The sequence below is a fragment of the Pelodictyon luteolum DSM 273 genome, assembly GCF_000012485.1.
Taxonomy (GTDB): Bacteria; Bacteroidota; Chlorobiia; order Chlorobiales; family Chlorobiaceae; genus Chlorobium; species Chlorobium luteolum.
The window spans coordinates 1,256,815-1,268,352 of the sequence record NC_007512.1; the positions used below are offsets into that span (position 1 = coordinate 1,256,815).

Below are 11,538 nucleotides of genomic sequence, written 5' to 3' on the forward strand. Positions count from 1 at the left end.
CCCCGTCATTGCCCCCCAGCACCGCACATAGCATCCGGCGCTTCATGCTGCTGCCGTTCCTCTGCATCATGCTCATGCCGCTACCCGCGGCACATGCTGCTGAAGGTATCCTTCAAAACGACACGCCAAAGGCTCTTTCAAGCACGCCGCGCGCATCCATGTCGGATGCCGAGCCCCTGCTTGTCGGGATATACTTCAACCGCGTACTTCAGGCAGAGGAAACCATCTACCATGAATCAGAGGAATACTGGATGCCGTTTGAACTCTTTCTCAAACAAACCGGGCTGAAGGAGCAGGAACGTCAAGGCTCAGTTGCATCCTATGCCACCAACCTCGGAACACTCCGCTTTGACACTGCATCCCTGAAGGAGTTCGAGGGCACAGTCTGCATAGCATTCACGGACCTGAAAACCGTATTCATCTCCACACCGGTTTTTGACTATTCCCTCTTCGCCGTCATGCTTAATATTCCCTGGCAACCCGGTGCCCGGCCAAAGCGGGAGCGTGAAGTGCCAGACATCAAGGCACCGGCAGGAACGGTTTCCTATGTCGGCCTGGAGGCCCGGGGCAGCTATGATTTCGAGTCGGCAACCAATAAAAGCATGCTCGTTGAATCTGCAGGACGAGGGCTCGGCGGCGTTTGGAACATCACCGGATCCGGCGAGTCCAATGAAGCAGGAGATACCTTCACCCCTACCCGTTATACGTGGACGACCTTCAATAGAAACCTGGCATTCCGCATCGGTACCGGCTATTCCGGGAGCTATTCTCTGATCGGTCCATCCTATATGACCGGCGTGCAGTTCGGATGGAACAACCACAGCATCATCCGCCAGCTTGATGCCGAGCAGGGATATGGCAGCGACAGCTTCCTCAGTTTCGACTCCAACCAGCTGCGTACCCTTGAAGGATCGGGTCCTCCTGGAGGCATCGCTGAACTGCGGTTTGATGGTGAGGTGGTTGCCCGCCAGCGACTGAAACTTGATGGTCGCTTTGCATTCGAAAATGTAAGGATGGACAGCGATCTGCGAAAGACAGAGGTCTACATCTATTTTCGTTCCATCAATGAAAATCCACTCAAGGTTATCGACTTCAGCCAGACCGTCGCCAGCCGTTCTCTTCCAGCCGGCGAAATCATGGTTCGGGGAGGGGCGGGACGTACTGGCAATGTTCTGGACGGCGAATCCGGATCAAGCCGCAACAATGAAGCGTTCGCAAACGTCCTCTATGGCATCAGCCAGCGGGTCACCCTTGAAACAGCGATACAGGAAAACCCTGCAACAGGGACACCCGATATGCTTGCCGGTACCGTATTGTCCATAGCAAACAACTGGACAACGGCACTCTATGGAGCACAGTCCAACAGGCACAGTGCAGCCGACGTCCGCGTGGAGGGAGGCAACAGGAACTGGAATGCGTCGTATTGGGGATCACTGCAGGATGCCGGGTACGGGAGCGCCACTGCAGCGAAAGAACAGCGTCATGCCCTGAGGCTGAGTCTTCGGCCCATGCAGGAACTGACCCTTCAGGCCATCGGCAGTTATCAGGTCCAGGCTGACAGTCTCACGCTTCACTACCTCCTCCCTGCCGGCACCATCGCCCCCCTGACATGGCTCAGCCTTTCGGCTACCCCGCACGACGACAAGACATACCGGTACGAATCATGGGTACGGCTTGGCAATAACGACCGGCTGCGCGGGATCTATGACAATGCAATCGTTTCACTCGATTACCAGCACAACCTTTCACGCCAGCTGAACATGCGGCTTGTCAACGACTATGCCTTTAAGTCAGGCGACATGGTCACCAACTTCGGCATAGACTGGTACCCCGGAAACAGCTCCAGCGACATCATTGCGACCGTCCTCTCATACTCCGGAGGGTCCTATGGCATATCGGGGTCATGGAGCCGCTACCTCAATACCGGACTGAGGTTCGCCATGCAGTACACCTTCAATATGAACAACGCAGCAAATCTGGCGACGACAGACATCGAGTCTGCATACGGCAGCAGCACAACATCGGCAAAAAGCATCTCCCTCAGCATGTCCTGGGACCTCGGCTGGTCAAACAGGGGCTTCATACCCATCAACCGCAATGCAGTCACCCTGACCAGAGGTGCACTGGCCGGCTCGCTTGACATTGCCAACGAGTCCAGCCTCTCCGCATCAGACATCAATGACATCCAGATACTCCTGAACGGGAGGCGCATGCAGCAACGCCAGCTGAACGGAGATTTCTTTGTCGGCGGCCTCCCTCCAGGGATTTACCGGGTTTCTGTCGATCAGGAAAACCTGCCGATTGAGCTGGTGACCGAAAAAAATGAAGTGAGGGTTGAAATCAAGAACGGTGCGGTGACGGGCATGAAGATCCCCGTCTATGCCGAATACGGTGCTGCTGGCATGGTACGGGGCGCCGGGGGCGAGAGTATTGGCGGCGCCGTCGTAAGGGTGTCGGATGCGGAGGGGACGACCATTAAAAAAGCCGTAACAAACCAGTTCGGCTATTACAGGGTAGACGGACTCCGGGCCGGCACGTATCAGGCTGTCGTGGAATCCAATGGAGGAATAAGGATAGAATCACCATCTAAAATGCAGTTCAGCATCATCGATGACTACGTGTTCAACGTCAACCTGACGGCGGCTGACCACTGACCGGCCTTATTCCACAGGGCCATGAGGTGCTTCGACGCCGTGGCTGCGCAGGAACTTCCTGATGTTGCGGGCTGCCTGGCGGATACGCTCCTCGTTCTCGATCATTGCAATCCTCACATACTCGTCTCCGTAGGCGCCGAAGCCGATGCCGGGGCTTACGGCAACCTTGCCTTCCCTCAGAAGCCGCTTCGAGAACTCAAGGCTGCCCATCTCGCGGAAGGGTTCAGGGATATGGGCCCATACGAACATGCTTGCCCTCGGAGTGGTAAGCGGCCAGCCTGCGTTCTCGAAGCTCTTGATCATGACGTCACGACGTTTCCGGTAGACTTCGGTAATCTCCTGCACGCAGCTCTGGTCGCCATTCAGGGCCACGGTGGAAGCGACCTGGATCGGGGTGAAGGTGCCGTAATCGAGCCAGCTTTTTATTTTCTCAAGCGCACCGATAAGCTTGGCGTTGCCGACCATGAACCCCATGCGCCAGCCGGCCATGTTGTAGGTTTTCGACAGGGTGTAGCTTTCAACGGCCACATCCTTGGCTCCGGGCACCTGGAGAATGGAAGGGGTGACATAGCCGTCAAAGGTTATTTCGGCATAGGCGATGTCGCTGATGATGTAGAACCGCTCCTGGCGTGCGATATCAACCAGCTTCTCATAGAATGAGAGGTTGACGGTCGCTGTCGTCGGGTTGTTGGGGAAGTTGACGACCAGATACTTCGGCTTGGGGGTCGACTCCCTGAGGGCTGTTTCCACGTTGCGGAAGAACGCATCCTCATCAAGGGTGAAATCCTCGTTCAGCTCCAGTTTCATGCGGTGCACGTTGCCGCCGGCAAGGATGAACGCCTGGGAATGGATCGGGTAGCAGGGATCGGGCACCATGGCGAGGTCGCCGGGGTTGGTGATGGCCTGCACAAGATGGACATACCCCTCTTTCGAACCCATGGTCACAACGATTTCACGGTCGAGGTCGAGATCAACGTTGTATTTCCTCTGGTACCAGTTTGCCACTGCACCGCGAAGCTTATAGATCCCTTTCGAGACCGAGTAACCGTGGGTTCTCGGGCGGTTGATGCTTTCAACCAGCTTGTCGACGATATGCTGCGGGGTCGGGCCGTCAGGGTTGCCCATCGAAAAATCGATGACATCCTCCCCCGCCCGCCGTTCAGCCATTTTCAGTTCATTGACGGCGGCAAAGACATATTTTGGAAGGCGCTTGATCCTGTCAAACTCGATTTCATCAAACATGGGCGGTGTCCGGAAGAGTGAATGGGTCACTGGGAAGTGGATGTTCAGCAATCATAAGCAAAAAGCGGCTGAAATCAATACGTCGGCCGTATTTATTTGGCGGCGACACGGGCGCCGGGGTCTGCCGCCCCTGGAAGCTCTGAAGTGCAGGCAGGACAGCGTGACGCCTGTTGGGGCACAAGCGTGAGGCAGTACGGACATGTCTTCTTGGATGGCGGTGCGGGTGCGGCATCCGCTTTCTGCCGGAGCCTGTTGATCGCCTTCACCAGAATGAAGACCGAGAAGGCCATGATTGTGAAGCTGACGAGAGCGTTGAGGAAGAGGCCGTAATTGAGGGTGACGGCTCCGGCGGCTCTTGCATTGGCAAGTGCCGCATACGGACCCGGCTCAACACCCTCCTTCATGACAACATAGAGGTTGCTGAAGTCCACTCCCCCTGTTAGGAGTCCGAGCGGCGGCATCATGACCTCGGATACAAGTGTATTGACAATCGAGCCGAACGCCCCGCCGACGATGATACCCACCGCCATGTCGACAACATTGCCCTTTAGTGCAAACTCCTTGAACTCTTTAAGCATCGAACGGCCCCCCTCTCTCATGTCTGGTTCATATGGTCACGCTGAGCCGGCCCGGCGCACCCGGCATCAGCGATTAACATCACCATAAAAGGTACTGCTCCAGAAGCTGAAATCATCCTACATGATGGTCTTTTCTGATTATTTGATTATAATACTATGTTTTCGCCCTTTCCGCCCCCGCACCTTGAACCCAACGCCAAATCCACTTCGTGCAAGAAAAACAGAGACTTGAAGGCGAACGCCTGAAGCAGGAAATCACCGAGGTGACCGGCAATGCGTTCAACAGCTGCTATCAGTGCGGGAAATGCACAGCCGGCTGCCCTGCCGGGAACCTTATGGACAACCCTCCCACCCGGATCATGCGCCTCGTACAGGCCGGCATGGTCGAGGAGGCACTCAGAAGCGATGCCCTCTGGTACTGCGTCGGGTGCATGACATGCACCTCCCGCTGCCCTCAGAACATGGACATTGCTGGCACCATGGACGCCCTGCGCTCCATCGCCCTCAGAACCGGTACGGTATCGGATGACAAAGCCAAAAAGCTGGTCACAGCATTCCATGTCTCGTTCCTGAACAATATCAAAAAGCACGGACGGCTTCAGGAACTCTCCCTCGTCCAGAGCTATAAACTCCGCACCCGCAGCTTCCTGCAGGATGCCGGAGCCGGCATCACCATGCTCAGGGAAGGCAAGATCAATCCGCTCCATGCCCTTACAGGCAAAGAGGATGTCAAAGGCAAGGATCAGATCGCGGCGATATTTGCCGCCGCCCAAAAGCCCGGCAGCCACCATACTGCGACGAGGAAACCCAAAAAAAACACGTTCACTCCCGGAGCTCCCATTTCGATAGCCCCCGGCTCGACCATCGGATACTATCCCGGCTGCTCCCTCAGCGGAACTGCGAAGGAGTATGACATCTCCGTACGGAAAATGTGTTCGCTTCTCGGCCTGACGCTGAAGGAAATCCCTGACTGGAACTGCTGCGGTGCCACTTCGGCGCATGCCACGAACCACAAACTCTCCCTCCTGCTTCCAGCACGTAACCAGGCATTGGCGGACAGGGAGGGGATGGATCTTGTGCTGGCACCCTGTGCGGCATGCCAGAACCGTCAGGTCATGGCACGACGTGCACTCATGGAAGACCCGGAGCTCCGGCGCGAGCTGAAGGCGGCAACCGGTATGGAGGCAACAGGCAATGCCCAGTTCATCGGCGTAACCCAGCTGCTCGAAGCCCTTGGTTCGGAAGAGATCGCAAAACATGTGAAGAAACCGCTGGTTTCGCTTTCCCTTGCCTGTTACTACGGGTGCCTGCTTGTCAGGCCTTTTGATGCCATGCAGTTTGACGACCCTGAAAACCCGATGAAAATGGAGGCTGTCCTCCAGACTCTCGGAGCCTCCACCGTCGACTGGGCTTTCAAGATCGAGTGCTGCGGTGCGGGCCTCACCCTGGCCCAGCAGGGCATGGTGGAGGACCTCACCTACAACATTGCAAGGAATGCACAGGCGAACGGCGCTGAAGCCTTTGCTGTCGCCTGCCCGCTCTGCCACGCCAACCTCGATATGCGCCAGGAAGGCATGAGAAAACGCTACGGGGACATCAAACCAATGCCGGTGTACTATATTTCCGAACTGGTAGCCATCGCCTGCGGTGCCGATCCCGTGGAAGTAGCCGTCGGCAAGCATTTTGTCCCCGCACTGGACATGGTCTCACACCGATAACACCTCAAAGACGAAAAGCGCATCAAAAAACGCCTCTCAATGCGGAAGCTGCACCTCGCCGGTGTACAGAGGAACGCGCGCAACTGAATTTCAAGGGAGCCCGCTGCACGGGAGCAGCAGCAACTCCTGACCAAAACCGAGACGATACACATGGCAAAAATAGGAGTCTTCGTCTGCCACTGCGGCGAAAACATCGCCGCCAAGGTAGACTGCACCAAGCTCACAGCCGCGATGGAGAGCCATCCCGGCGTTTCCATAGCGACCGAGTACAAGTACTTCTGCTCCGACCCCGGCCAGGAGAGCATCAAGAAAGCGATCGTCGAGCAAGGGCTCACCGGCGTCATCGTTGCCGCCTGTTCGCCCCGCATGCATGAAGCGACCTTCCGCAAGGCATGTGCGGCAGCAGGCCTCAACCCCTACCTCTGCGAAATCGCAAACATCAGGGAGCAGTGTTCCTGGGTTCACAGCGATGGAGATGAGGCGACAGAGAAAGCAATCGAGATCACCCGTTCGCTTGTCGAAAAGGTAAAGCGGAACAATGAGCTGCAGCCCATCCTGGTGCCGGTCACCAAACGCGCACTCGTCATCGGAGGCGGCATTGCCGGCATCCAGGCTGCCCTTGACATCGCCAATGCGGGCGGAGAGGTTGTGCTGGTCGAGCGCGAAGCCTCGCTTGGCGGCCACATGGCCCAGCTCTCTGAAACCTTCCCTACCCTTGACTGCTCGCAGTGCATCATGACACCCCGCATGGTCGAGGCGGCACAGCACCCGAACATCCGCCTGCTCACGTATGCTGAAGTCGAAAAAGTCGAGGGTTTCATAGGAAACTTCCATGTCAGGGTCAAAATGAAGGCCCGGTATGTCGACATGTACGCCTGCACCGGATGCGGGGACTGCATCCAGAAATGCCCCCAGAAGAAGATTTCCGCTGAGTTCGACTGCGGGCTGGCCAACCGGCCCGCCATCTACACGCCGTTCGCACAGGCCGTGCCGAACAAGCCGGTCATCGATCGTCAGCACTGCACCTACTTCAAGAACGGAAAATGCAAGGTCTGCCAGAAGGTCTGCCAGACCAATGCCATCAATTTCGATATGGAAGACGAGTACCTTGATCTGGAAATCGGCGCCATTGTCGTGGCGACAGGGTTCCAGATCCAGAACACCTCGCTTTACGGAGAATACGGCTATGGGCGCTATCCCGATGTGGTGACAGGTCTGCAGTTCGAGCGGCTCGCTTCGGCCAGCGGCCCCACCGGCGGCAGGATAGCCCGTCCCTCCGACGGAAAGGAACCCGAAACGGTGGTGTTCATCCAGTGCGCCGGATCGCGGGATCCCTCGAAAGGCGTAAGCTACTGTTCAAAGATCTGCTGCATGTACACGGCCAAACATGCCATGCTGTATGCGCACAAGAACCACCACGGCACAAGCCGCGTCTTCTACATGGACATCAGGGCCGCCGGCAAGGGGTATGACGAATTCACCCGCCGCGCCATCGAGGAAGACGGTGCCGGCTATATCCGCGGCAGGGTCAGCAAGCTGTGGGAGGAAAACGGAAAGCTGATGGTGCGCGGCGTCGACACCCTGCTCGGCAGACCCGTTGAGGTACCCGCCGACATGGTGGTGCTGGCCACCGCGATGGTGCCGCAGCCCGATGCCAAAGAGTTTGCCAAAACGCTCGGCATCGGCTGTGATGAATACGGCTTCTTCAACGAGGCCCACATGAAACTCCGCCCTGTAGAAACCGCGACTGCCGGCATATTCCTTGCCGGAGCCTGCCAGTCACCAAAGGACATCCCGGACTCCGTCGCTCAGGCCTCGGCAGCGGCAAGCAAGGTGCTCGCCCTCTTCAGCCGTGAAAAGCTGGAGCGTGAACCCATCATCGCAATGAACAACGAGGCAACCTGTTCGGGCTGCTGGGGCTGCGTGCTCGCCTGCCCGTACAACGCCATCGAAAAAAAGGACATCACCGACCGTGCAGGCAACCTCATCCGGCGGGTAGCCTCCGTCAACCCCGGTCTCTGCCAGGGATGCGGCACCTGCGTCACCTTCTGCCGCTCGAACAGCATCGATCTGGCAGGGTTTACAGAAAAACAGATATTTGCAGAGGTGATGGGGCTCTAAAGCCCCCGCCCTGAAACCAGAGCAGGAGATACCACCGATGAGTGAAGTGTTCGAGCCTAAAATCGTCGCATTCGTCTGCACCTACTGCACCTATGCAGGGGCAGACCTTGCCGGCACCAGCAGGCTGAAATACCCGTCCAACGTCCGCATCGTGCGCCTGCCGTGCACCGGACGCATCAGTCCGATGTTCATCCTGAAGGCCCTTCAGAAGGGTGCCGACGGGGTGCTGGTGAGCGGCTGTCACCCCGGTGACTGCCATTTCGACCACGGCAACTACCACGCCCGCCGCCGCTGGACCGTGTTCAACTCCCTCCTGCAGTTCGCCGGAGTGCCCGAAGAGCGGGTGAAGTTCTCTTGGATCAGCGCAGCCGAAGGCATCAAGTTCGCAGAACTGATCAGGGATATCACAGAGGACATCAGAAAAATCGGGCCGTTTGAAGAGTACCATACACTGATTGCCGAAACCGGCAGCGCAGCTCCATTATAATCCACACCCTCTTCATGAGCATACAGGAACACTACCGGTCCCGTGCAAAAGAACTGCTGAGTGCGGGGACCGTCAAAATGGTCATCGGCTACGGCGCCGGATCCACCCCGGACCGCCGCCGCCCCGTTTTCATCACAAGCCCCGATGAGGCCGACCGGCTCGTGCTGGACACGACCTGCCGAACCAACCTCTCGGGCTATCTGCTTCGCGAGGGACTCCTCAGCGACCAGAAGCAGGTGGCCGTCTTTCTCACGGTGGACGGCATCCGTTCGCTCAACGTCCTTGCTGCCGAGTCGCAGCTTGATACATCGCAGGTGCTGGTGTTTGGTTTCGGCATTGAGGGCGACCAGGCAAGGGCGATTGAGGGCGAGCGGGCGGCTGATTTCAAATCAGTCATTGCCGCAGCGAAGGAACAGCGCAAGAGTCAGCCGGCAGATGAGCTGCAGGAGAAGCTCGAAGCGATGACGCCCAAAGAGCGCTTCAGTTTCTGGGAAGGGGAATTCTCCCGCTGCATCAAATGCTACGCATGCCGACAGGCCTGCCCGATGTGCTGGTGCCGCCGGTGCGTTGTCGACAACAACCAGCCGCAGTGGGTAAACACCTCATCCCACACCCTCGGCAACCTTGAATGGAACCTCCTCCGGGCATTCCATCTGGCGGGACGGTGCGTCGAATGTGGCAACTGCAGCCGGGCATGCCCGGCCGACATCCCGCTGCATCTCCTCAACCGCAGGATGGCCGATGAGGTCCAGGCATCGTTCGACCACTATCCCGGCATGGACGAAGCGCAGGAGCCGGTGCTCGCAAGCTTCAGAAAAGACGATCCTGAGACATTCATTCTTTAACTGAACACAAGAGATGGCCACACTACTATATTCCGCGAACCTCAACGACTGCATCGCCAGGTGGCGGGAAGAAGGCCTTATGGTCTTCGGCCCGGCAACAACCGGCGGGGTATCGGGGTTTCAGGAAGTCAAAGACGCCGGGTCACTCGATCTCGACCTGATCCTTACCCGAAGCACCCTGAAAGAGCTCTTCTTCCCGCGCACTGAACCGATGCTTGGTTACCGGATAGGAAAACAGCAGATCGAAACAGAGGAGTTCCGTCCTCCGGAGGGCCGAAGGATCATTTTTGGCGTCCGTCCATGCGATGCTGCCGGAATGCAGGTCGACGACGCCCTCTTCGACTGGGACTACCACGATGAGTACTGGTTCCGACGCCGCGACAGCTCCGTCATCGTCAGCATTGCATGCACACATGCAGACGACTTCTGCATGTGCACCTCGCTCAACCTTTCGCCCGACAGCACAAAGGGATCCGACGTGCTGCTCCGCCCGCTTCTGGCCGGAAACGGCTGGCAGGTCGAAGCACTCACGGAACGGGGAGAAAACGCCCTTGCCTCCATTTCCTCACTCTTGAAAGAAGGCGGCGACCCAACGGCCCCGGTAGCTGATGTTCCGGTGAAGTTCGACCTCGAGGCCTGCAGGAGCTGGCTTGCCGACCCGGAAAACTTCGAGAGCCGGTTCTGGAAAGAGATCTCTGAGCGATGCATCGGCTGCGGATCCTGCACCTACCTCTGTCCCACCTGCCACTGCTTCGACATTCAGGATGAGGGAGACACTTACAAAGGCATACGACGCAAGAACTGGGACAGCTGCTCGTTTTCTCTTTTCACCATGCATACCTCCGGCCACAACCCGCGGGCGACCCAGTCTGCCCGGTGGAGGCAGCGCATCATGCACAAGTTCAATTACTTCTCCCTTAAATTCAACGTCAACAGCTGTACCGGCTGCGGACGGTGCACCCGTGAGTGCCCGGTCGACATGGGCGTAACGGAAACTTTACAAGCGATATCAACACTACAGCGGTGACTGCACACAACACGACATCAGGGGAAAACATCTACCGTCCGGCCGTCATGAAAATCGTCGCCACCCGCGACGAAGCACCCGGCGTTCGGACCATGCGGCTTGAGTTCCAGGACCCGCTTGAACTCGAAAAGTTCAAGCAGGCATACCGCACCGGCATGTTCGGCCTTTACGGCATCTACGGCGAGGGGGAAAGCACCTTCTGCGTCGCAAGCCCCGAGACCCGGAACGACTATATTGAATGCACGTTCCGCAAATCAGGCCGGGTAACCGCAGCACTCGCATCCGCTGAGATCGGAGACCTCATGACATTCCGCGGGCCGTATGGCAACCGCTTTCCGATTGAAGAGTTCCACGGTAAAAACCTCCTCTTCATTGCCGGAGGCATAGCCCTCCCCCCTACCCGCAGTGTCATATGGTCGTGCCTCGACCAACGTGACAAGTTCGGTAAAATCACCATCGTCTACGGTGCAAGAACAGTTGCCGACCTTGTCTACAAGCAGGAACTCGAAGAGTGGGAAAAGCGGGATGACGTTGAACTGGTCCTTACGGTCGATCCGGGCGGGGAGACACCCGACTGGAAACACCGTGTAGGGTTCGTGCCGACGATCCTCGAAGAGGCGGCACCCGCGGCCGGCAACTGCGTTGCCGTGCTCTGCGGACCGCCCATCATGATCAAGTTCACGCTGGCGTCCCTGAAGAAACTCGGTTTTGAGGAGGAGAACGTCTATACGACGCTGGAAAACCGTATGAAATGCGGCATCGGCAAGTGCGGTCGCTGCAATGTGGGTTCGGTCTATGTCTGCAAGGAGGGGCCTGTCTTTACGGCAGCCGAAGTGTCCTCCATGCCGCAGGCCGACCTGTAAAAC

General features: G+C 57.6%; 9 protein-coding genes. 7 read left to right on the forward strand and 2 right to left on the reverse strand.

Features of this window, described 5'->3' with window-relative positions; all coding sequences use genetic code 11:
- The first annotated feature begins 8 nt into the window (after positions 1-8).
- Positions 9-2,654 (forward strand): MSCRAMM family protein, encoded by a 2,646-nt coding sequence (locus PLUT_RS05765; protein WP_238974553.1) that lies wholly within the window; start codon positions 9-11, stop codon positions 2,652-2,654.
- A gap of 6 nt (positions 2,655-2,660) precedes the next feature.
- Here PLUT_RS05765 and PLUT_RS05770 read toward each other — a convergent pair whose 3' ends face one another.
- Together PLUT_RS05770 and mscL are read right to left on the reverse strand one after the other, a co-directional pair.
- Positions 2,661-3,896 carry an LL-diaminopimelate aminotransferase gene (locus PLUT_RS05770; RefSeq protein WP_011357840.1) on the reverse strand — a complete coding sequence of 412 codons (1,236 nt, stop codon included), beginning with the start codon at positions 3,894-3,896 and terminating at the stop codon, positions 2,661-2,663.
- A gap of 92 nt (positions 3,897-3,988) precedes the next feature.
- On the reverse strand, positions 3,989-4,474 hold the full coding sequence (mscL, locus tag PLUT_RS05775) for a large-conductance mechanosensitive channel protein MscL (protein ID WP_011357841.1): 486 nt from the start codon (positions 4,472-4,474) through the stop codon (positions 3,989-3,991).
- Positions 4,475-4,683: 209 nt separating this feature from the next.
- Between mscL and PLUT_RS05780 the strand changes: the two genes are divergently transcribed.
- From PLUT_RS05780 to PLUT_RS05805, 6 genes are all read left to right on the forward strand, one after another.
- Positions 4,684-6,192, forward strand: coding sequence for a heterodisulfide reductase-related iron-sulfur binding cluster (locus tag PLUT_RS05780; protein WP_011357842.1), 1,509 nt, complete (start codon positions 4,684-4,686; stop codon positions 6,190-6,192).
- A gap of 150 nt (positions 6,193-6,342) precedes the next feature.
- Entirely contained in the window at positions 6,343-8,313 is a 1,971-nt protein-coding gene (locus PLUT_RS05785; protein ID WP_011357843.1) for a CoB--CoM heterodisulfide reductase iron-sulfur subunit A family protein, read from the forward strand.
- A 37-nt stretch (positions 8,314-8,350) separates the two neighbouring features.
- On the forward strand, positions 8,351-8,800 hold the full coding sequence (locus PLUT_RS05790) for a hydrogenase iron-sulfur subunit (RefSeq protein ID WP_011357844.1): 450 nt from the start codon (positions 8,351-8,353) through the stop codon (positions 8,798-8,800).
- Positions 8,801-8,814: 14 nt separating this feature from the next.
- Positions 8,815-9,645, forward strand: coding sequence for a 4Fe-4S dicluster domain-containing protein (locus PLUT_RS05795; RefSeq protein ID WP_011357845.1), 831 nt, complete (start codon positions 8,815-8,817; stop codon positions 9,643-9,645).
- 13 nt (positions 9,646-9,658) lie between these two features.
- Complete coding sequence (locus tag PLUT_RS05800) at positions 9,659-10,672, forward strand: 4Fe-4S dicluster domain-containing protein (protein ID WP_011357846.1); 1,014 nt, start codon at positions 9,659-9,661, stop codon at positions 10,670-10,672.
- A gap of 47 nt (positions 10,673-10,719) precedes the next feature.
- On the forward strand, positions 10,720-11,535 hold the full coding sequence (locus PLUT_RS05805) for an FAD/NAD(P)-binding protein (protein WP_049752421.1): 816 nt from the start codon (positions 10,720-10,722) through the stop codon (positions 11,533-11,535).
- Positions 11,536-11,538 lie beyond the last annotated feature (3 nt).

Coding starts and splice junctions, on each gene's coding strand:
- PLUT_RS05800 (WP_011357846.1), top strand. CDS start 9,659: ATGGCCACACTACTATATTCCGCGAACCTCAACGACTGCATCGCCAGG.
- PLUT_RS05785 (WP_011357843.1), top strand. CDS start 6,343: ATGGCAAAAATAGGAGTCTTCGTCTGCCACTGCGGCGAAAACATCGCC.
- PLUT_RS05770 (WP_011357840.1), bottom strand. CDS start 3,896: ATGTTTGATGAAATCGAGTTTGACAGGATCAAGCGCCTTCCAAAATAT.
- mscL (WP_011357841.1), bottom strand. CDS start 4,474: ATGCTTAAAGAGTTCAAGGAGTTTGCACTAAAGGGCAATGTTGTCGAC.
- PLUT_RS05790 (WP_011357844.1), top strand. CDS start 8,351: ATGAGTGAAGTGTTCGAGCCTAAAATCGTCGCATTCGTCTGCACCTAC.
- PLUT_RS05795 (WP_011357845.1), top strand. CDS start 8,815: ATGAGCATACAGGAACACTACCGGTCCCGTGCAAAAGAACTGCTGAGT.
- PLUT_RS05805 (WP_049752421.1), top strand. CDS start 10,720: ATGAAAATCGTCGCCACCCGCGACGAAGCACCCGGCGTTCGGACCATG.